General features: G+C 62.6%; 16 protein-coding genes. 12 read left to right on the top strand and 4 right to left on the bottom strand.

Translation table 11 applies throughout. The features are described from left to right. Positions 1 to 54 precede the first annotated feature (54 nt). A complete protein-coding gene (locus tag F757_RS0101410; protein ID WP_027209814.1) occupies positions 55 to 483 on the top strand; it encodes a hypothetical protein in 429 nt (142 codons plus the stop codon). Positions 484 to 496: 13 nt separating this feature from the next. On the opposite strand, the gene F757_RS0101405 is transcribed toward F757_RS0101410, so the two are convergent. Then, positions 497 to 2,878, bottom strand: coding sequence for a PAS domain S-box protein (locus tag F757_RS0101405; RefSeq protein WP_027209813.1), 2,382 nt, complete (start codon positions 2,876 to 2,878; stop codon positions 497 to 499). 310 nt (positions 2,879 to 3,188) lie between these two features. On the opposite strand from F757_RS0101405, the gene coxB reads away from it, so the two are divergent. Genes coxB through F757_RS0101375 form a run of 6 tightly spaced genes read left to right on the top strand, consistent with a single transcriptional unit; the run spans position 3,189 to position 9,499 of the window. After that, positions 3,189 to 4,271, top strand: a complete 1,083-nt coding sequence (gene coxB, locus F757_RS0101400) for a cytochrome c oxidase subunit II (protein ID WP_027209812.1) — start codon at positions 3,189 to 3,191, stop codon at positions 4,269 to 4,271. Continuing rightward, complete coding sequence (gene ctaD / locus F757_RS0101395) at positions 4,268 to 6,217, top strand: cytochrome c oxidase subunit I (RefSeq protein ID WP_027209811.1); 1,950 nt, start codon at positions 4,268 to 4,270, stop codon at positions 6,215 to 6,217. The genes coxB and ctaD overlap by 4 nt, the downstream gene beginning before the upstream one ends. Next, complete coding sequence (locus F757_RS0101390; RefSeq protein ID WP_035466035.1) at positions 6,214 to 6,864, top strand: cytochrome c oxidase subunit 3; 651 nt, start codon at positions 6,214 to 6,216, stop codon at positions 6,862 to 6,864. Before ctaD ends, F757_RS0101390 begins: the two co-directional genes overlap by 4 nt. Positions 6,865 to 6,876: 12 nt before the next feature. Next, the gene (locus F757_RS0101385) at positions 6,877 to 7,209 is read left to right on the top strand and encodes a hypothetical protein (RefSeq protein WP_027209809.1); all 333 of its coding nucleotides are present in this window, start codon (positions 6,877 to 6,879) and stop codon (positions 7,207 to 7,209) included. Continuing rightward, positions 7,182 to 8,210 carry a cytochrome c oxidase assembly protein gene (locus tag F757_RS0101380; protein ID WP_027209808.1) on the top strand — a complete coding sequence of 343 codons (1,029 nt, stop codon included), beginning with the start codon at positions 7,182 to 7,184 and terminating at the stop codon, positions 8,208 to 8,210. Before F757_RS0101385 ends, F757_RS0101380 begins: the two co-directional genes overlap by 28 nt. Then, positions 8,207 to 9,499, top strand: a complete 1,293-nt coding sequence (locus F757_RS0101375) for a c-type cytochrome (RefSeq protein WP_027209807.1) — start codon at positions 8,207 to 8,209, stop codon at positions 9,497 to 9,499. Before F757_RS0101380 ends, F757_RS0101375 begins: the two co-directional genes overlap by 4 nt. Positions 9,500 to 9,559: 60 nt before the next feature. Here F757_RS0101375 and F757_RS0101370 read toward each other — a convergent pair whose 3' ends face one another. Then, a complete protein-coding gene (locus F757_RS0101370; protein WP_027209806.1) occupies positions 9,560 to 10,069 on the bottom strand; it encodes a GNAT family N-acetyltransferase in 510 nt (169 codons plus the stop codon). 332 nt (positions 10,070 to 10,401) lie between these two features. On the opposite strand from F757_RS0101370, the gene F757_RS0101365 reads away from it, so the two are divergent. The 3 genes from F757_RS0101365 (at position 10,402) to F757_RS0101355 (ending at position 13,675) form a co-directional block, all read left to right on the top strand. Then, the gene (locus tag F757_RS0101365; protein ID WP_027209805.1) at positions 10,402 to 10,917 is read left to right on the top strand and encodes a CinA family protein; all 516 of its coding nucleotides are present in this window, start codon (positions 10,402 to 10,404) and stop codon (positions 10,915 to 10,917) included. Beyond that, positions 10,914 to 12,962, top strand: coding sequence for an NAD(+) synthase (locus F757_RS0101360; protein WP_027209804.1), 2,049 nt, complete (start codon positions 10,914 to 10,916; stop codon positions 12,960 to 12,962). Before F757_RS0101365 ends, F757_RS0101360 begins: the two co-directional genes overlap by 4 nt. A gap of 125 nt (positions 12,963 to 13,087) precedes the next feature. Beyond that, positions 13,088 to 13,675: a hemerythrin domain-containing protein gene (locus F757_RS0101355; RefSeq protein ID WP_027209803.1), complete on the top strand. Its 588-nt coding sequence runs from the start codon at positions 13,088 to 13,090 to the stop codon at positions 13,673 to 13,675. Positions 13,676 to 13,739: 64 nt separating this feature from the next. Here the strand turns inward: F757_RS0101355 and F757_RS0101350 are convergent, their stop codons facing one another. Next, complete coding sequence (locus tag F757_RS0101350; RefSeq protein WP_027209802.1) at positions 13,740 to 16,046, bottom strand: FdhF/YdeP family oxidoreductase; 2,307 nt, start codon at positions 16,044 to 16,046, stop codon at positions 13,740 to 13,742. Between the two features lie 234 nt (positions 16,047 to 16,280). On the opposite strand from F757_RS0101350, the gene F757_RS0101345 reads away from it, so the two are divergent. Beyond that, positions 16,281 to 17,732: a cytochrome ubiquinol oxidase subunit I gene (locus F757_RS0101345; RefSeq protein WP_027209801.1), complete on the top strand. Its 1,452-nt coding sequence runs from the start codon at positions 16,281 to 16,283 to the stop codon at positions 17,730 to 17,732. Then, positions 17,713 to 18,729 carry a cytochrome d ubiquinol oxidase subunit II gene (gene cydB / locus F757_RS0101340; protein WP_027209800.1) on the top strand — a complete coding sequence of 339 codons (1,017 nt, stop codon included), beginning with the start codon at positions 17,713 to 17,715 and terminating at the stop codon, positions 18,727 to 18,729. Before F757_RS0101345 ends, cydB begins: the two co-directional genes overlap by 20 nt. Before the next feature lie 273 nt (positions 18,730 to 19,002). On the opposite strand, the gene F757_RS0101335 is transcribed toward cydB, so the two are convergent. Then, on the bottom strand, positions 19,003 to 21,672 hold the full coding sequence (locus tag F757_RS0101335; protein WP_027209799.1) for a glucose/quinate/shikimate family membrane-bound PQQ-dependent dehydrogenase: 2,670 nt from the start codon (positions 21,670 to 21,672) through the stop codon (positions 19,003 to 19,005). Positions 21,673 to 21,693: the final 21 nt, after the last annotated feature.

Raw genomic sequence — 21,693 nt, 5'->3', positions numbered from 1 at the left:
AAAACAGTAGCGAAACCACATAGTCGTGCGAGATCAAAGTGTCGGAGAAAAGGCATGGAATTCGATTCAGACTGGCTCACGCTCGGGCGGCATCGCGTGTGTCTGCGCTCCCCTGGAGGGTTCCCAACCGAGAGCATGCGCACCGCCGTCGACGTAATACGCATTGCCATCGAGAACAACATGAGCGCCCGCGCGCGCCTCGTCGATGTTGCAGTGCGAGAGGAACAGTCGTACGACATATCGGTGGGCACGACCTTCGCCGAAGACCGGCTGTGTGCCCCGCAACTGGAGTCAGCCATTGCCACCGTGCTGGGACTGCTGCCCGCGCAGGTGCGCATCTTCGTGACTGTAGTCACGCAGGAAGAAGTGGATCTGCACTTCGGCGTGTACGAGCGGATGCTGGCCGAAAAGATCGGCGGATTGCCGCCGATCCGGCGCAACGGTGACGCGCGGTCCGCGCAACTCGACACGCTGACAAGCTGAAGCCCCGCGCGTACTACTTGTCGAAGCCGCGCAGCATCGCATCGAGTTCGTCGATGCTGTACGGCTTGCGAAGTGCGCCCCAGCGAAACGGCAACGTGTTCACTGCGGGCATTTCGTGGCCCGACGCGAAAATCACGCGCAACGTAGGCCGCAATTGCGTCGCGCGTTCGGCCAGCTCCAGGCCCGGCATGGCCGGCATCGACAGGTCGGTGAGTAGCACGTCGAACGGCTCGACCTCCAGGAGGCGCAACGCCTCCTGCGGCGAGCCCGTGATAGTCGGGTTGTGGCCCACCAGTTTCAGCAACTCGCCCACGGCCTCCGCGGTCTCGACGTCGTCGTCGACCAGCAGAAGGCGCAGACTCGCGTCGCCAGTAGGCCCATTCGGCCCGTTCGGCGCATTCGGCGCGGGCTGAGCGGACTGCGTTTGCGCGACCGGCCCGCTGCGGGCGAGCGGCGGAACGCCGAGTATCTGCCGTATCTTGTACGCCAGCTGTTCGCGGCTGTAGGGCTTGCTGAGCAGTTCGACGCCGGGGTCGAGCCGCCCGCCGTGCACGATTGCGTTTTGCGTGTAGCCCGACGTAAACAGCACCTTCAGGCGCGGCAACAACTGCACTGCCTGCGCGACCATGGCCGGGCTGCGCAATGGGCCGGGCATCACCACATCCGTAAACAGCAGGTCGATATGCACGCCGCTGCGCACGACCGCGAGCGCCTGTTCCGCGTCGTTTGCCTTCAGTACGCTATAGCCGAGGCCGGAGAGCGTGTCGACCACCGTGGATTGCACGTCCTTGTCGTCTTCCACCACGAGAATCGTTTCCGTGCCGCCCAGCAGCGTGACGGGCTGCGATGCGGGGGTCTCGATCGCCTCTTCGGTGGAGCGCGGCAGATAGATCTTGACCGTGGTGCCGTGGCCAACTTCGCTGTAAATCCTGATGTGCCCGCCGCTCTGCTTGACGAAGCCGTAGGCCATGCTGAGCCCGAGCCCCGTGCCCTGGCCCTCCGGTTTGGTCGTGAAAAACGGATCGAATGCGCGCTGCACCACTTCGGGCGGCATGCCCGTGCCCGTGTCCGTCACGGCCAGCATCACATACTGGCCAGGCGGCACGTCCGGAAAGCCCACTACATACTGGTCGTCGAGCATTGCGTTGGACACTTCCATCGTCAGCTTGCCGCCTTCGTTCATCGCGTCGCGCGCATTGATCGCGAGATTGAGGATCACGTTTTCCATCTGATGAACGTCGACGAACGTATTCCACAGTCCTCCCGCCACCACGGTCTCGATCTGAACGGTTTCGCCAAGCGCCCGGCGCAGAAGGTCGTCCATGCCGCGAATCGCGGAGGCCAGATTGATGACGACCGGCCGCAACGGCTGCTGTCGCCCGAACGCGAGTAGTTGCGACGCGAGCTTCGCGCCGCGCTCCACCGCGTCGATTGCCTTGTCGAGACGCTCGCGCGTCCAGCCGTCGCGCTTATGGCGGCTTTCCAGCAATTCCAGGTTGCCGCGCAAAATTTGCATGACGTTGTTGAAATCGTGCGCGACGCCACCGGTCAACTTGCCGATGGCTTCCATTTTCTGCGACTGCACGAGTGCCACGCGGGTCTCCTCCAGCAGCCGCGTCGCTTCCATTTTTTCGTTGATGTCGCGCGTGATCTTAGCGAAGCCAACCAGCGTGCCGCCCTCGCGAATCGCGTCGATCACCACATGCGCCCAGAACCGCGAGCCGTCCTTGCGCACGCGCCATCCTTCCGACTCAAAGCGCCCGTCGCGCGCGGCGGCCGTGAGACCGCGCTGCGGCAATCCTTTTGCGGCATCTTCCGGCGTATAGAAGCGCGAAAAATGCGAGCCGATGATCTCGCTCGCGGCATAACCCTTGATGCGGCGCGCGCCCGAATTCCAGTTCGTCACCCGTCCTTCCGGCGACAGCATGAAGATCGCGTAATCCGTCACGCCATCGACAAGCAGCCGGAAACGCCGCTCACTTTCGAGCACTGCGTCGTGCACCGTCTTCTTGTCGGTCATATCGCGCACAATCTCGCCGAAGCCAAGCAGCACACCCTCTGGCGAAGTCAGCGCGGTAATCACGGCGCTTGCCCAGAACACCTTGCCGTCCTTGCGCAGGCGCCAGCCTTCGCTCTCGAAGCGACCCTCGCGCCGCGCCGTGGCGAGCGCCGTTTGCGGCACACCCTGGGCACGCTCTTCGGCGGTGTAGAGAATCTCCAGTGGCTTGCCGAGGATCTCATCCTCGCGAAAGCCGTGAATCGCCTCCCCGCCGGGATTCCACGAGCGAATGCGGCCGTCTTCGGATAACCCGATTACCGCGTAGTCGCGCAGAGACTGGACCCATATGTTGGCCCAGTTCTGAACGATGTCATCCGGCTCGTATGCATGCGCCATTAACCTGCTCCAGGGAGAATCGGCCGAGTATCTGAGTTCAAATTCGATGCGCGGGCACCGTCCACCGCTTGTTTCTCCTGCATGCCCGCCTGCTGTTTCGCGCGTAAAGCCCTTGCACACGTGGGTTCTTGCCAGCTCGATGCGCATCGCGACATTTTATTAGCGAATGGGAGTGATATGAAGCGCTCTTTCCGCCAGCCCAAGGATGTCGCTGCCAGTTTGCGGCGCGAGCGTCACAACGACGCCCGGAGAAGGTACAAGGATTGCTGGGCTCTCGCAGACGCCCCCACTCGAGCGACCTCGCGCAAGCATGCACACAGGCCACGCACCTCAACGCCGGCGCACCGACACTGCCGGAACGCGACAGCCCGGCGCGCGGCCGCTGTGGGCTGCCGCCTGTTGCAGCGGCCTCGCTTCGACGGCACGCGCCGCCCCCGCCCAGGATGCGCTCAGTCCCGCCGGCGTGCAGGCCTCGCACATTTTCTCGCTGTGGACGCTGACGCTCACGGTCTGCTCTCTGGTGTTCGCGGCCGTGCTGATCGCGCTGCTCGTTGCGATGACGCGTACGCCGCGCGCGAGCCGCGATGCGCGTGCCGACCTCGGCTCGCTGGAGCGTCCTGAGAAACGCGTGCGCCGTGTGGTGGGCGGGGCGACGATCGTGTCGGTCCTGCTGCTGTTCGGTCTGCTCGTCGCCGACATCGCGACCGATCGCGCGTTGTCCCGCCTGCCCGTCGCCAACGCTGTCCAGTTGGAGATGACCGGGCACCAGTGGTGGTGGGAAGCACGTTACGCGGACGATACGCCCGGCAGCGGCTTCGCGGTGGCAAACGAGCTGCACATTCCGGTGGGACGGCCCGTTGTCATCTCGTTGAAAGCCGATGACGTCATCCACACGTTCTGGGTGCCGAATCTGCACGGCAAGAAGGACATGATCCCCGGTCGCGAGTCGACCATCGAATTCCGGGCTGACCGCGCCGGCACCTATCGCGGCCAGTGCGCCGAATTCTGCGGCCTCGAGCATGCGTTGATGGCCTTCACGGTGGTTGCCGAGCCTCCCGCCCAATACGACGCCTGGCTCGCGCGTCAGCGCTCGCCCGCGCCGCAGCCGGCCAACGCGCTGCAGGCACGAGGCGAGCACCTCTTTACGACCGGCAACTGCGCCGGCTGTCACACGGTGCGCGGCACCTCGGCTCAGGGCGTGCTCGGGCCCGACCTCACGCACGTGATGAGCCGCCCGATGCTCGGCGCCGGCACGTTCGCGAACACGCCCGCCAATCTGGAATCGTGGATCAAGGCGCCCGGCAGCATGAAGCCCGGCACCACGATGCCGCCGAGCCAGTTGTCGGCGCAGGACCTGAATGCCCTTGTCGCATGGATCGGAACCCTTCAATGAGCGAACCTCATTCCGCCGCCACGCGGCCTGTCGAGCATCTGGTGGACGGCCCCGCCGCAGGAGCGCACATCGCACTGGCACTCGCGCGCACCTGGAGCGATCCGCCCGGATGGCTCGGCCGGCTCTCGGCCATCAATCACAAGACGGTGGCGCGGCGCTTCGTAATCACCACATTCGTATTCTTTCTGCTGGCCGGCCTGCTCGCGCTTGTCATGCGTTTGCAACTCGCGCGGCCCGGCAATCGCCTTGTCAGCCCCGAACTGTACAACCAGCTCTTCACGATTCACGGCACCACGATGATGTTTCTGTTCGCGGTGCCGGTCATGCAGGCCGTCGCCGGGTGGCTCGTGCCGCTGATGATCGGCGCGCGCAGCGTCGCCTTTCCGCGAATGAACGCATACGCGTACTGGGTTTTCCTGTTCGGCGGAGCGACGCTGTACGTCGCGTTCATACTCGGCGCCGGCCCGGACGCCGGCTGGTTCAGCTATGTGCCGCTCGCCGGGCCGGATTATTCGACGGGCAAAGGCGTCGACATCTGGGCGCAGATGATTACTTTTACCGAACTGTCCGGCCTGCTCGAAGCGATCGTACTCATTACCACGATCTTCAAGATGCGAGCGCCCGGCATGTCGCTCAACCGCATGCCGCTTTTCGTGTGGGCCACGCTCATTACGCAGTTCATGGTGCTTTTCGCGATGCCGGCGGTCATGCTCAGCAGTACGGCGCTGATTCTCGACCGGCTGGTCGGCACGCATTTCTACAACGCGGCCCGCGGTGGCGACGTGCTGTTGTGGCAACACCTTTTCTGGTTCTTCGGCCATCCCGAGGTCTATCTGATCTTCATTCCGCCGCTCGGCTTTCTTTCGTCGATCATTCCAACCTTTGCGCGTCGCCCGGTTTTCGGCTATCCGGCAATGGTGCTCGCGCTGATTGCCACGGCGTTTCTTGCATTCGGCCTGTGGGTGCATCACATGTTCGCGACCAGCATTCCCGCGCTCGGCAAGAGCTTTTTTACCGCCGCCAGTCTGATGATCGCGATACCGTCCGGCGTGCAGATTTTCTGCTGGATCGCCACGCTATGGACGGGCCGCCTTAATCTGAAGACGCCGTTGTGGTTCGCGCTCGGCTTCTTCTTCATTCTGGTGCTGGGCGGAATGACCGGCGTCATGCTTGGTTCGGTCTCGCTCGATCTGCAAGTGCACGACACCTACTTCGTCGTCGCGCATCTGCATTACGTGCTGCTCGGTGGCGCCGTGTTTCCGCTTTTCGGCGCCTTCTATTACTGGTATCCGAAAGCCACTGGCCGCCTGATGAACGAGACGCTTGGGCGGCTGCAATTCTGGCTGTTCTTCATCGGCTTCAATGTGACTTTTTTCCCGATGCATATTCTCGGTCTGCACGGCATGCCGCGCCGCGTGTGGACCTATCCTCACGGAATGGGCTGGGACAGTCTGAACCTGACCGCCACGATAGGCGCAGTGACTATCGGCGCGAGCGTGCTGGTTTTTATCGTCAATGCGCTGCACAGCCACCGGCATGGCGCGCTCGCGGGCCCGGACCCGTGGGGCGCCGGTACGCTCGAATGGAGCACCGCGAGCCCGCCGCCGCCGCATAATTTCGACGCGCTGCCCGTGGTTCACGGACGCGACCCGCTGTGGGAACCTGGCGCCGAGCCGGCGCATGTCAGCGGACTCGCCGCCGAATCGCGCGAAGTGCTTTCCACTACCGTGCTCGATGCGCGGCCGGATTTACGGCTGCTGTTTCCATCGCCGTCGATCTGGCCGTTTATCAGCGCGGTGGCAACCACCGTGCTGTTCATCGGCTCGATCTTTTCGCCTTGGGCCGTGGTGTGGGGTTCGGTGCCCGTCATCGTCGCGATGATCGGCTGGTTCTGGCCCAATCGCGGGCAGAACAAGCGCGCGCTGCAACTGGAGCAACGGCCATGACCGAACTGCGCAAGGTCCCGGTCGATGCGGCTGTGCGCAAAGAGGGCGCGGCGCCCGCGTTGATGCTCGACGTCCGGCACTTGCCGAGCTTCGGCTTCGGGCATCGCAGTCTGATGTGGTGGGGCACGATGTGCCTGATGCTGATAGAAGGCACCGTGTTCGCCATCGCCGCGATGATGTACTTCTACCTGCGCAGCCTCACTGCGCGTTGGCCGCTCAATGCGGCGCCGCCGGACCTGCTCTGGGGCACCGCGAACACGGTGATTCTGCTCGTCAGCATGTGGCCGAACCAGTTGGCGAAACAGGCCGCGGACCGCCAGCAACGCGCCCGCGCGCGGTTCTGGCTGGTCATCTGCCTGCTGTTCGCGGTGGCGTTTCTCGTGCTGCGCGGCTTTGAATTTGCCGCGCTCAATGTGAGCTGGTACACCAATGCGTATGGCTCGGTGGTGTGGCTGCTGCTCGGTCTGCATACCACTCACCTGATTACCGACGCGGTCGACACCGCCGTGCTCGGTGTGCTGTTGTTCACGGGCCCCTTCGAAGGAAAGCGTTTTGTCGACGTGAGCGAGAACGCGCTGTACTGGTATTTCGTCGTACTGAGCTGGTTGCCGATCTATGCGGTGATCTACCTGGCTCCCCGGTTGTGATGGAGGTTTGCGATGCGAACCTGGCTTGCGCTTCTTGGTGCACCGTGCGCGGTACTCGGCGCGCTGAGCGCTGACTACGCGCTCGTCACGCCCTCATGCGCGTGGCGAACGGCGTTGCCGCTCGGCAGCGTGACTGGCACGGCGCTGCTTTTTTCGCTTGTCGCCACGCTGCTGGCATGGCACCGCTGGCGCGAGGCGGGCATGATCGCTCCGGCGAGCGCGCCCGCACTGCCCGCGCGGCCCGCAATGCTTGCCTGCGCGGCCACATGGGTCGGCATGATCTCGACGCTCGCGCTCGTCGCGATGTGGATACCGCAATGGCTCATTTCTCCATGCGTGCAATGAAAAGAACAGGATACCGTCTGCCTGCACGTGCCGCGGCTGTGGCGCATGTGGCGCGTGTTGGGCGTGTTGCGTACGTGGCGTGTATCGCGTACGTGGCCTGCGCTTGCGGCAACGTGCAAGCGCATGTGCTCAGTAGCGCTGAACGCAGTGCACCGCCCGTGCTGCGCTGGACCTTCGAACCTTGGGTGATCGCCTTGCTGATGGCGAGTCTCGCTTTGTATGCGGCAGGCTACCGGCACCTGCGCGCGCGCAGCAGACGCGGTCGCCGCATTCGCGTGCGACAGCTCGGGGCGTTCGGGCTCGGGTGGCTCACGCTCGTCATCGCGCTCGCTTCGCCGCTCGATGCACTGAGCGCTGCGCTCTTTTCCGCGCATATGGTTCAGCACGAATTAATGATGATCGTCGCCGCGCCACTACTCGTGCTCAGCAGGCCGCTCGGCGTATGGCTGTGGGCCTTTCCGCCCGCGCTGCGTCACAGAATCGCCGCGGCGGTCCGCACTCCGGCCCTGCGCGGACTGTGGCGCACGCTGTGCGCGCCGGCCGTCGCCTGGCTGCTGCATGCAGCCGCGCTGTGGGCCTGGCATATGCCGCGTCTTTTCGAGGCGGCGCTCGCATCGTCCAGCATCCATACGCTTCAGCACGCGAGCTTTCTGCTGAGCGCGCTAGTGTTCTGGTGGACCGTGTTCGGCGAAACTGCGCAGCGCGAGCAAAGCGGCTACGCCATGCTGTCGCTCTTCACGACGATGGTGCACACCGGCGCGCTGGGCGCATTGCTCACGCTCGCGCCGGGCCTCTGGTATCCCGCGTATATCGAGCCTACGGCGGCACTCGGTTTCGATCCGTTACAGGATCAGCAACTGGGCGGACTCGTGATGTGGGTGCCCGGTGGCCTGGCGTATCTGGTCGCGGCGCTCGCCACCGGCGCACGCTGGCTGATGCACCGCGCGCCAGCGACGCTTATGCCCAACGCCCTCGCCGTGCGCCGGGACAGCCGCTCATGACGTCGCGTTTGAAACGCACCGCGCTGGTCGCTGCCGCAATGCTCTGCATCTTGCCGGCGCGTTCTGCGCGCCCCCAGCAGCCGGACGCACAAGCCGCGCTGGTGGCGCGCGGCGACTATCTCGCGAAAGCGTCCGATTGCGCGGGATGCCACACGGCCGTCGGTGAGCAGGCGTACGGGGGCGGCCTCGGACTCACGTCGCCCTTCGGCACCATCATGAGCAGCAACATCTCGCCCGACAGCCGCTATGGCATCGGCGCATTCAGCTATGAAGAGTTCGCGCGCTCCGTGCGCGAAGGCGTCTCGCCTGGCAACAAGCGGCTTTATCCGGCCATGCCGTATGCGTCGTTCTCCAAAATGTCCGATGACGACATGCGCGCGCTCTACGCCTATTTCATGCACGCGGTGAAGCCCGTGCCGGAACCAGCCCCGCCCAGCAAAATCCCCTTTCCCTTCAATCAGCGCTGGCTGCTGTATTTCTGGCAGCAGGCGTTTGCGCCGCAAGAACCGTATCGACCGAAGCCCGGTCGCGATGCGCAATGGAATCGCGGTGCGTTTCTGGTTCAGGGCCCCGGTCACTGCGGTGCCTGCCACACACCGCGCGGCCCGGGCTTCCAGGAGCGAGGCTACGACGAAACTTCGTCGACATATCTGACGGGCGGCGTCAACGACAACTGGTTCGCGCCGAATCTGACCGGCGATCCGGGCTCGGGGCTCGGGCGCATTAGCGAAAAGGATCTCGCCGCGTTTCTCAAGACCGGCCACGGCGCGGGCCTTGCCGCCTTCGGCTCGATGGTCGAACAGGTGGAAGACAGCAGTCAGTATCTGAGCGACGAAGATGCGCTCGCCATGGCGCATTATCTGAAGTCACTGCCCGCGCAAAAACCCTCGGGGCGCTATGAGCCGCATGCGCAGCCGGATCTGCCGTCCCGTAACGGCAATCGTGTCGATGCGCCGCAGTCCGTGGGCGCCCGAGTCTATAGTTCGTTCTGCGCACAATGTCACGGTGTCGAGGGTACTGGCGTGCCGAATGTGTTTCCGCGGCTGGCAGGCAATCCGTCCGTACTGACGGAAGACACCACCTCGCTGATCCGCCTGATGGTGGAAGGCGGCAATAGTCCCGCGACCATCAGCGGGCCGCCGCGCCAGGCCATGCCCGGCTTCGCTCAAACGCTCACGAATGCGCAAATGGCAAATGTGCTGTCATGGATTCGCGCTTCGTGGGGCAACGACGCGCGTCCCATTACCGCGAACGATGTGCAGTCGTTGCGGCAAAAGCTGCACAAATAGCGCGGCTCGCGCAGTGCAGCACCATGCAATGCAACCGCGATACGCGGGCGCGGCGATGCGTCAGGCATCGCGCATGGTTTCCCTGCGCTGATTGTCGGGCGCCTGCCCGTCGAGGCGCTTTTCATAACAGCAAGCGTCGGTCTTGCTCACATACGGTCCATACGGAGCAATGCGATGGAAGCCATGCTTTTCGTAGAACTCGATAGCGCGGCGATTGTTCATGTGAGTGCCGAGCCACAACGCCTGGTAGCCCAGTTCCGCCGCTTCTTTCTCGAGCCGCGCGAGGATTGCGGCGCCTACGCCATCCGCGCCTTGACGCGCATACAGGCGCTTGAGCTCGGCAATATGCTCGCCTAGCGGCCGGAATGCGCCGCAGCCAAGCGGCGTCGCGCAATCGCTTCTCGCCACCAGAAATCGCGAGCGCTCCAGCACCACATCGTGAATCGAGAAGCGGCTTTGCCCTCCGTCCCCGGTAAACAGTGCAAGCGTGGCGCTCAGTTCGTCGAGCAGCGTGAGCGCATCGGTCGAGGACGGAGCCTCGCGATTAATTACGATTGTGGGAAACATCATGGGCGTCGCCTCCTTCCGTCGCATGTGATCGCATGCCGCTTCGTGCCGCTGCGTGCCGCTTCATGCCGTTGCATCCCGTTGCATGCCACAGAGGAAACAGCAATCGCTGTACCGATCACGCTGACGCTCCGCCCCTGCCTGAACGCCGCCAAAAAAAAGGCCCGCCGGTCTGCGGCGGGCCGAACGAACAAACAACCATGGCGCCCCAGTCAAGGGACGTGTAGATCGAGCAATGATCGTGCCGTTGCATGAAGCTGTGCGCGCAACGGGTATCCCACTTGCTTCGCTTACAGAGAAGCGCATGTCCACCTTGAAGAAACGAGGACGGAAAAATGAACATTCCCCGCAGCGTGGTTGGATTCCTGTCGTCGCGCGGTCTTGTGATCGCCACCGCCGAATCATGCACCGGCGGCCTCATCGCATCGCTGATCGCCGACGTGCCGGGTAGCGGCGCCTGCCTCGACGTGGGCCTTGTCGTGTATTCGCCTTCGGGGAAATGCGGCGTGCTCAACGTGCAGGCCAAGACCATCGAAGAGTATGGGCTGACGAGCGAGGAGGTGGCCCGCGAAATGGCCACCGGCGTACTTGCGCTCGAAGCGTGCTCGGCGCATATTGCGGTGGCGAATACCGGCATTGCTGGGCCACCGCCCGCGGGCGAAGACCTCGCGCCGGGCACCCAATGTTTCGCATGGCGCTATAAACGCCGCGACGGCGAGTACATGTTCAGCGAGACGCGCGTGTTCGGCGGCGACCGCACCACCATCAGGCAGAACGCGGCGCTCTATGCGCTATCACGCATCGAACATTATTTCAACGAGTTGCCCAACGCGAGGCGCCGCACACCATGACGCGATCTTTTTTCAATCTGTACAGCCACGATTTCGCACGCGTCGCGGTTGCCGTTCCCGTGTGCCGCGTCGCCGATCCGCAATTCAATGCGCAAGAAACGCTGTGCCTCGCGCAGGAAGCCGCGCAACAGGGGGCCGCGCTCGTGGTATTTCCAGAGCTGGGGATATCGGCCTACACCTGCGATGACCTGTTCCATCAGCGCACCCTGCTCGATGCTTGCACGGCCGCAATCGCGGACATCGTTGCGGCGTCCACCAATATTCCCGCGATACTTGTGATCGGCGCACCGCTCGCGATCGAGCATAAGCTTTTCAATTGCGCACTCGTCATTTCGAACGGCAAGTTGTGCGGGGTCGTGCCCAAGAGCTATTTGCCCAACTATGGCGAGTTCTACGAAGCCCGGCAATTCAGCGCGGCAGAGAACGCCTCCTGCAGCCAGGTGACATTGTGCGGCCAGCAAGTGCCTTTCAGTGCGGCCCTGCTCTTCGAAGTTCCAGAAGCGCCGCTTTTCCGTTTTCACATTGAGATATGCGAGGACGTGTGGGTTCCGGTCCCGCCTTCGTCGTTTGCCGCGCTAGCGGGCGCAACGGTACTGGTGAACCTTTCGGCGTCGAATATCGTGATCGGCAAGTCGGGCTACCGGCATCAACTGGTGGGCCAGCAATCCGCGCGTTGCCTGTCCGCGTATCTGTATTCGTCGGCGGGCCGCGGCGAATCCTCGACCGATCTCGCATGGGACGGCCAGGCGCTGATCTACGAAAACGGCGAAATGCTCGCGGAATCCGGGCGATTCCTCGATACGTCGCACATCATTTATGGCGACGTCGACCTCGAGCGGCTCTCGCGTGAGCGGATGCGACAGACCACGTTCGGCCAATCCACGCGCCGCCACGCACAGGAAGTGGCCAAGTTCCAGGTAATTAGTGTGCCCGCTTCGATGCCTGCCGCGCAGCATCTTCCGCTCATGCGTGCGGTGAACCGCTTCCCCTACGTGCCGTCCAATCCGGCCACGCGCGATGAACGCTGCGCCGAGGTCTATAACATTCAGGTGCAGGGGCTTTTGCAGCGGCTCGGCGCCGCAAAGATCTCGAAAGTGGTGATCGGCGTTTCAGGCGGGCTCGATTCCACTCAGGCCCTGCTCGTGTGCGCCAAAGCGATGGACCGCCTGAAGCTGCCGCGCTCGAATATTCTCGGCTACACGATGCCGGGCTTTGCAACCAGCAACCGTACGCTCCAGCAAGCGAAAGATCTGATGCAGGCGGTGGGCTGTTCGATGGAGGAAATCGACATCCGTCCAAGCTGCATGCAAATGCTGAAAGACTTGCATCACCCCTTCGCAGAAGGCGAAAAGCAGTATGACGTTACATTCGAGAACGTTCAGGCAGGCGAGCGCACCAGCCATCTTTTCAGGCTCGCCAATTTTCATCAGGCCATCGTGATCGGCACGGGCGATCTCAGCGAACTCGCTCTCGGCTGGTGTACCTATGGTGTCGGCGATCACATGTCGCATTACAGCGTCAATGCGAGCGTGCCGAAGACGCTGATCACGCATCTGGTCCGCTGGGTCGCGGAATCAGGCCAGGTGGGCGAGGCGGGTTCGCGCGTGCTGGAGCAGATTCTTGCAACCGAAATCAGCCCGGAACTGGTACCGGGGAAAGTCGAGAAAGTGATCGACCAGAAAACGGAAAGCATTATCGGGCCGTACGAATTGCAGGACTTCAATCTGTATTACCTGTTGCGCTTTGGTTTTACGCCGTCGAAGGTTGCGTTTCTTGCACATAGTGCCTGGGCTGACCGCGAGCGTGGCGTCTGGCCAGCAGGCCGGAATGTCACGCGCAACGAATACACGCTCGCCGACATCAAACGCAATCTGACGATCTTTGCCGAGCGCTTTTTCCACACTAGCCAGTTCAAGCGCTCCTGCATTCCCAATGCGCCGAAGGTGGGCTCGGGCGGCTCCCTGTCGCCGCGCGGCGACTGGCGCGCGCCGAGTGACAGCGAGGCAACCGTCTGGCTGCGCGACATAGAAAAAATTCCTGACTAGCCGAGGCATTGCAGGAATGCGGAATGCGGGAGGTGGCGCATCCGCGAGCGCCCGCATGCCGAGCTTACGCATGCCGACAACCCCCAATACCGACGCCTGGCGCCACGTCATTCTGGAGAACTGCCATGCCCGATAGCAATTCCTCGATGTCCCCGACCATCACCGCGATGATCCGCCTCGATCATATGCATGTACTCACCGCATTTCATCGCTATCACGCGGACAGTCCGTGGTGGCGCAAGCGCGCCATTGTCAATTCCGTGTGCGCCGCGCTTGAAATACATGCGCAACTCGAAGAAGAGATCTTTTATCCGGCACTGAGCGGCGTACTCAGCGACGATCAGACGCTCGAAAAGAGCCGGCCCGAACACGACGAAATGCGCGCCACCATTGCGAAGCTGCGCGCGAGCGGCCCGGAAGACGCTGCGTTCGACGGCCTGTTCCAGCAACTGATGCGCGAAGTCATGCACCATGTGGCCGACGAGGAAACGGTGCTGCTGCCCACCGCCGAGCGCGCATTGAAAAACGAGCTGCGTTCGCTAGGTGCGAAGATGACCCGCCGCAGACTTCAGCTTCTCGGCGAACGTCCGCGCGAAATTGCCGTGAACACCGCAGGCACTTTTCCGATTGCTACTTTCCTGCTCGGCTCGCTGCTCGTGATCGGCGCGACTCATTGTCTGCCGAAAACGCGCAGAACGCGCTACGCCGACTAACCGGCAACCATTGCGCATGAAAGCGGGTTTGCCGGGCCATTTGCTGATCGGCCCGGCGTCCCGCTCACGCAGAGGCGGACGCGCCCGGCTTGTCGACAATCCTCACCGGGATCGATTTGGCGCCGGGCACTTTGCTCTCTTCTGCGTAATGCCAAAGCGGCAAAAGCGGGTTGCATTCAGGGTAATAACCTCCGATACACCCAGCAGGAATGTCGTATGCCTTCACGGTCAGGCCGGTTACGCGCCGCTCGAAGCCGTCGTCGGAAATCGTTTGCAGGCCGATCCTGTCTCCTTCGGAAAGACCGTTGGCCGCCATATCGTCCTTATTCATCAGCACAATCATGCGGCTGCCTTTGACGCCGCGAAAACGGTCGTCCAGTCCGTAGATGGTCGTATTGAACTGGCTGTCGGAGCGCAGTGTCATGAGCCGCAGCGCGTCTGCTCCGCGCTCGGGCATATCGGGATCTTCGCCCAGCGCCTTCGGCACCATGAACTCCGCCTTGCCGCTCTTCGTTTTCCATTGCCGCTCACGGGCCGGCAATGGCTTGTGAAAGCCGCCTGGCGTCCACATACGCTGGTTGAAGTCGTGGAAGATCTCCGGGTACGTCTTCGCGATTTCATCCCGCACTACCGAGTAGTCATCTCGCCACCCGTCCCAATCCACATTGAAGCGGCTACCTAGCGTCGCCTTCGCAATACCGGCGATGATGTAAGGCTCTGAGCGAATATTCTCACTGGCGGGCTCGGCCACGCCGCGCGAGCCATGCATGCAGGAGGTGCTGTCTTCCATCGAGACCGCCTGCTCGCCGCTGGCCTGCCGGTCTATTTCAATGCGGCTCAAACACGGCAGAATGTACGAGACCTCGCCGTGAACGAGATGGCTGCGGTTGAGCTTCGTCGCAACGTTCACGTTCAGCCGTAAAGCGCGCCAGGCCGGCTCGATCCGCAACCGGTCCGGCACGGAACGCACAAGATTGCCGCCCAGATTGAACACCCCCTTGATCTCGCCCTTGAGCATTGCCTCGAATGCCTCTACCGTATTCAGGCCTTTCTTGCGCGGCGGTTCAAACGAGAACTGGCTCGCCAGCTTGTCGAGCGGCGCAAGTTCGGGTTTCTCGGTAATGCCCACCGTGCGCTGCCCCTGCACATTCGAGTGGCCGCGCACGGGCGAAGGGCCGGCGCCGGGTTTGCCGATATTGCCGCGCAGCAACAGCAGGTTGCACACCATGCGCACGTTCTGCACGCCCAGTCTGTGCTGGGTCAGGCCCATGCCGTAATGGATCATCACGGCATTGGCCTTGATGTACTCGGCGGCTGCGGCTTCCATCGCGTCGCGCGGCAGGCCGCTCACTTTCTCGATCTCCGCCCACGGTACTTCGCGCGCATAGTTCGCGAATGCTTCATAGCCGGTGGTGTGCTCCCGAACGAAATCGACGTCGATTACGCGGGGCCGCGCCTGTTCGATGGCGAGATCGTCCGCCGCAATCACCGCCTTGCAGATGCCGAGAATTGCCGCCGTATCGCCGCCTGTCTTTACCTGATGATATTGCGTGCTGATCTGCGTGTTGTCCGGCATGAGCATCTGCACTGGCGACTGTGGATTGGCAAAGCGCACGAGGCCCGGTTCGCGAAGCGGGTTGAATGTGATGATCGGCACGCCGCGTTTGCGCGCGTCCTGCAACTGATGAAGCATGCGCGGACTATTCGTGCCGACGTTCTGCCCGAAGAAGAACATCAGATCCGTCTTCTCGAAGTCTTCGAGCGTAATGGTGCCGACACCCACCCCGATCGCTTCCTTCAGGCCTACACTCGTGCTCTCGTGACACATGTTGGAGCTGTCCGGCAAGTTGTTCGTGCCGTACATGCGAGCGAAAAGCTGATACATGTATGAGGTTTCGAGGGAGGCGCGGCCCGACGCGTAGAACACCACGCTGTCCGGCTCGAGCTGGTTGAGCTCGCGGCCGATTTCGTCGAATGCCTGTTGCCAGCCGATCTGCACGTATTTGTCGGTCGTCGGGTCATAGCGCAACGGCGCGGTGAGACGCCCTGCCTCCTCCAGGTCGTGATCGTGCCATGACAGCAGTTCCGTCACCGTGTGCAGTTGAAAGAACTCGGGCGTCATTCGCTTTGACGTGAGATCCCACGCAGTCGCCTTCGCACCGCTCTCGCAAAACTCGAACACATGGGGGTCGGCTGGCTTGGCCCATGAACAGCTCACGCACATGAAGCCGTCGGGCTTGTTCTGTTTGGCGAGGGCCGCGCTGTCCTTCACGCCCACATGCTCCTGCGCGAGGATCGTCGTGACTGCCCTCAATGATCCCCAGCCGCCGGAGGCAAATGGGTAATCTTTTGTCGTGTCCTTCTCTTTCATCACCGTCTCCCCCAATCGAGAATGCATAAGCGCGCAGCAATGCATGTACCTGTTTGACGACCCGCATGCGTGGCTGACAACCGGTTTACAGTTCTGCTAGCGGCCTCGCCGAGCGCAGCGCACACTTGCCAACGCGCGCAGCCGGGTCACGGATTTGCTACCCTTCATGAGCGCGTCGCGCCGCAACGCACCGTTTGCCCTGCGCGTTTCACGTCCTGAACAAGAGGTATCGCGATGCCACCCTCGGTTGACGCTCTCTTTCTCGCCCGGACGCAATTCGGTTTCACCATCGCCTTTCACATCATTTTTCCGGCGATCTCGATCGGGCTCGCAAGCTACCTGGCAGTGCTCGAAGGCGCCTGGCTCGTGACTGGCAAGCCAGTCTATCTGGCGGTATTCCGCTACTGGCTGACGATTTTCGCCGTGGTGTTCGGCGTGGGCGTGGTGTCGGGTCTCGTCATGTCGTATGAGTTCGGCACCAACTGGGCGGGCTTCGCCTATCGTGCCGGCCCCGTAGTGGGCCCGCTCATGGGCTACGAAGTGCTGACTGCATTTTTTCTCGAGTCCGGCTTTCTCGGGGTAATGCTGTTCGGCATGAAACGCGTCGGCCCGAAATTGCATTTTCTTGCGACGGTACTCGTGGCGGTCGGCACCCTGATGAGCGCATTCTGGATTCTGGCCGTGAATTCATGGATGCAGACGCCGCAGGGATTCACTATGGTGGACGGTCGCTTTTTCCCGGCCGACTGGCTCAGCATTATCTTCAATCCGTCGTTCCCCTACCGGCTCGTGCACATGGTGCTGGCCGCTTATCTGAGCGTGGCGTTTATCGTCGGGGCGGTGGGCGCGTGGCATCTGCTGCGAGATCCGGGCAACGAGCCCGCGCGCCTGATGGCTTCAATGGCGTTATGGATGGCGTGTATCGTCGCGCCGATCCAGATCGTCGCCGGCGATCAGCACGGCGTGAATACGCTCAAGCATCAGCCGGCCAAGATCGCCGCGCTCGAAGGCGACTGGGAATCGAAACCGGGCCAGCCGCTCATATTGTTCGGCATGCCAAATATGAAGACCGAGACCACCGACTATGCGCTTGAGATCCCGCACCTGGGCGCGCTGATTCTCACGCACACCTGGAATGGCTCGATCAAGGGCCTCAAGGAGTTTGCACCCGCAGATCGGCCCTATTCGCCGCTCATTTTCTGGGCCTTTCGCATCATGGTCGGCCTTGGCGTGCTGATGGCGCTGACCGGCTTCGCCAGCCTCGCGCTGCGGGCCCGGCATTCGCTCTATCGCGCGCGCTGGCTGCATCGGCTCATGGTCGCCATGGGTCCGTCCGGGCTGATCGCATTACTGTGCGGCTGGACCGTGACAGAAGTGGGCCGTCAGCCATACACCGTGTATGGCCATCTGCGTACAGTGGACAGCGTGTCGCCCATCGCCGCGCCTGGGGTGGCGGTATCGCTGGCGGCCTTCGGCGTGGTGTATCTGATCGTGTTCGGCGCAGCCATGGTGTTTCTTTTGCGGCTGATGGCGAGGCAGCCGTCGCTTTCCACGGAGGGTCCCGCGAAGGACAAACCGCATCGCAGCGCGGGCATCACGCCGGGTCCCGCGCAGCGGCAACCCGCATCCCTCAACACGGACCACTCTCTTTCGCAGGACCCGCGCCATGACAGCCGCCACGATTGATTTGCCGCTCATTTGGGCCGCCATTCTCGCGTTTGCCGTGCTGGCGTACGTGCTGCTCGACGGCTTCGATCTGGGCGTGGGCATCCTGTTCGCGGTCGAGCGCAACCGCGAAGACCGCGATCTGATGGTCAATTCGATCGCGCCGGTATGGGACGGCAATGAGACTTGGCTGGTACTCGGCGGCGGCGGGCTGTTTGCGGTGTTTCCCCTTGCCTATTCGGTCATCCTGCCCGCACTTTATCCGCCTATCATCGCGATGCTGCTCGCGCTGGTGTTCCGCGGCGTGGCTTTCGAATTCCGTTTTCGCGCGACAGGATCGGGGCGCGCGTGGTGGGATCTCGCGTTTTTCACGGGCTCGGCCGTGGCTGCGTTATGCCAGGGACTCGTACTCGGAGGGCTGCTGCAGGGCATACACGTAGAGGGAGTTTCGTATTCCGGCGGCTGGTGGGACTGGCTCACCGGTTTCACTGTGTTGTGCGGCCTCGCGGTCATCGTAGGCTACGCATTGCTTGGTTCATGCTGGCTGATCTGGCGTACCGAGGGAGCACTGCATGAACGTTGCCGCCGTTACGCCCGCACGATGGCAGTCGCGGTTCTCGCATTGATCGTCGTGGTCACCCTGTGGACGCCGATGCTGCAAAGCTCGCTCGCCGAGCGCTGGTTCCGCTGGCCCGCCGTTGCATTGACGGCTCCGGTGCCGGTACTGCTGGTACTTCTCGCCGCGGGTTTCTGGCGCAGCCTTTTGGCGCGCCGGGATGTCATGCCCTTGCTGTTTGCGTATGGCATTTTCATTCTTTGCTACGCGGGGCTGTTGATCAGCCTCTATCCCTACCTGGTACCGCCCGCCATTTCTTTCCGCGATGCGGCCGCGCCGCACGCGAGCCTGCTCTTTCTTCTGGTGGGCGCCGCGATCACCGTTCCGATGATTCTCGGCTATACCGTTTACGCGTATTCCGTTTTCAAAGGGAAAATGCGGCCTGGCGAGGGATATCACTGACATGTGGCGACGCTTCGCATGGTTCGTTGGCCTATGGATGCTGGGCGTCCTGACGGTAGGCCTCGTAGCAGGCGTATTGAAAGCTGTATTACACGTGGCGGCGCATTGATCCGCTCGTGACACGCTCGCCGACGGTTCGTCGGCTGAAATGTTTGCCCGGCAACGCGTAACGTTTTCAACACTTACCGATAAACCCACGCAAAAGCGCGCCGGCAATGCGAGATGATCTCCGCATTTGCCGGCGCGCGTTGCTTTTCAGTCTACCGTCGCCTTTCAGGGCAACGTATAGGCGACTACGTAGTCCCCCTGCTTGGTGCCCAGCGAGCCGTGGCCGCCCGCCGTGACGAGCAGGTACTGCTTGCCGTTGCTGTCCGCATACGTCATTGGCGTGGCCTGGCCGCCTGCGGGCAAACGCGCCTGCCACAGCCGGTCGCCGGTACGTACATCGTAGGCGCGCACATAGTAGTCGAGCGTGCCCGAGAGGAACGCGACGCCACCGGCCGTGGTCACCATGCCGCCCAGACTCGGCACGCCGAGAGGCATTGGGATAGGCAATGGCGCGCTATCGCGGATCGTACCGTTCTTGTGCTGCCACGCAATCTGGTTAGTGCGCAAATCCACGCCTGCCACATAGCCCCACGGCGGCGCCTGGCACGGAATGCCGAGCGGCGAGAGAAACGCGTTGATCTCGAACCCATACGGCGTGCCGCGAGCGAGCTTGATGCCGCTCGTTTCGCTGCCCTTCTTCTCGCCGTTGTCCGCGGGAATCTGCGAGCGCGGTATCAGTTTCGACGTGAAAGCCATGTAGCTCGGATTCGCAATGAGTATTTGCCGCACGGGGTCCACTGCCACACCACCCCAATCGAACACGCCGAAATTGCCCGGGAAAACCAGCGATCCCTGCTCGGAAGGCGGCGTAAACATGCCGTCATAGCGCAGCGACTTGAACTTCACGCGGCACCACAACTGGTCGAACGGATTGGTGCCCCACATGTCGCGCTCGCGCACTTTTGGCGGCTTGAAGTTCAGTGCAGAGAACGGCTGCGTCGGCGAAGTATGATCGCCGGTTCCCGCACCTTGCGGCACCGGTTCTTCGGTAATCGGCACAATAGGCTTGCCGGTTTCGCGGTTCAGCACGTAAATGCTGCCCTGCTTTGTCGACGCGATCAGTGCAGGCTGCACGCCGCCCGGTGTCTGCAAATCGATGAGCGAAGGTTGGCCGCCCACGTCCATGTCCCACAGATCATGATGTGTGAACTGATAATTCCAGCGCATCCGGCCGTCGGCGAGATCTAGTGCGACCACGCCCGCCGCGACCTTTTCCGACGCCGGCGTGCGCGCGCCGCCCCACTGGTCGGGCGTCTGATTGCCCAGCGGCAGATAAACCATGCCGAGCTTTTCGTCGACGCTGAACACAGACCACATGTTCGGCGAATTGCGAACATAGGTCTGATTCGGGCCAATGGGCTGCGTCGCGTCCGGATTGCCCGCGTCCCAATTCCACACGAGATGACCGTCATGCACGTCGAACGCGCGAGTAACGCCTGAGGGCTCGTTGTTCGATTCGTTGTCGGTGACGTGGCCGCTGATAATCACCAGGTTGCGCGTGACCGCCGGCGGCGAGGTCGAGTAATAACCGCCGGGCGTGAACGGACCGATGTTCGTGCGCAGGTCAATCTGACCGTTATTGCCGAAGTGTGTGCAGGGTTGACCGGTATCTGCATTGAGGGCGATGAGGCGTGCATCGGCAGTCGGCAGGAAAATGCGGCGCGGACATTCGGCGCTTGCGGCGGTGCTGGCTGTTTGCTGTGTCGCCGTTGAAGAGTCGCTTGCCGCGGTTGCGGTCGCGGCCGGGGCCGAAGCACCGGCGTTTGCCGCAGTGCTTGTCGATGCCGCATCGGCGGCCGGTGCGGAAGCAGGCGTCGCAGCGTTCGTGGAAACCGCGCTGGACGATGCGTCCGCAGTCACATTCGAAGCAACACTTGCAACTGCGTCAGAAGCTGCATTGCCTGCCTGAGCCGCCCCGCTGTCCGACGCAGCAGCCGAAGCACCGGCCGCGCTGTCCGCCGCCACCGGCGCGTTTGCGGGGTACATCGCGTCGTCGTGATAAGACACCCCACGGCATGTCATATGTTCCCAATGCTTGAAGCCGACAGGGCTCTGAATATGCGGATCGTAGCGCCACAGCTCCTTACCCGACGCAGGGTCCAGTGCGATGACGATACTGTGCGGCGTGCAAAGGAAGAGCTTGTTGCCCACCTTGATCGGCGTGTTCTCGGCAGTCGTCTCCGTGGGGTCGTTCGGACCCGGCTTGTCGCCCGTTTCAAATTGCCACGCCACCTTCAGTTGCCGGACATTTTCCGGCGTGATTTGCGTCAGCGGCGAATAGCGCTGACCGAGCGGCGAGCCGCCATAGTCGGTCCAGTCGCCTGCCTGCCGGTTTGCATCGCCGGCAAGCGTCGCGCTGGGCGTGGCCGCGGTGGATGCAAGCGTGCCGGGGTGATCGTACGGGTGATTGAACGCGGTGCCGATACCAAGCAGCACCGTAACGATGACAGCGGCAGCCAACGGCACCACGCCCTCGCGATGCGCGGCCGGCGGCCCGAACACCAGCTTGCGCGTGACAGGGGGCAAGAGGAGCCACAACGCGAGCACAAGCCAAACCCATAGACGCGGCAGCAATTGCCAGAAGTCGAAGCGCGCTTCCGCGACCGCCCAGATTGTCGAGCCGAACAGAATCAGCGCGAACAACCACAGCGCAGAGCGCCGGCGGATGCTGAGAAGCACGCCCGTCAGCGCAATCGCAACACCTGTCACGACGTAATACCAGGAGCCGCCAAGCGTGACGAGTGGAACTCCGCCCGCTGCTAACGCTAAACCGAGAATGATCAATACGACCGCGGGGACCGCGAGCGCGGGTGGAAACCGATGCGGCTTCGACATATTCGCCACCTCTACAGACAA

The organism is Burkholderia sp. WSM2232 (assembly GCF_000472545.1).
Taxonomy (GTDB): Bacteria; Pseudomonadota; Gammaproteobacteria; order Burkholderiales; family Burkholderiaceae; genus Paraburkholderia.
The sequence above is the reverse complement of the archived record's forward strand: the minus strand, read 5'-3'. Positions and strand labels throughout refer to the sequence as shown.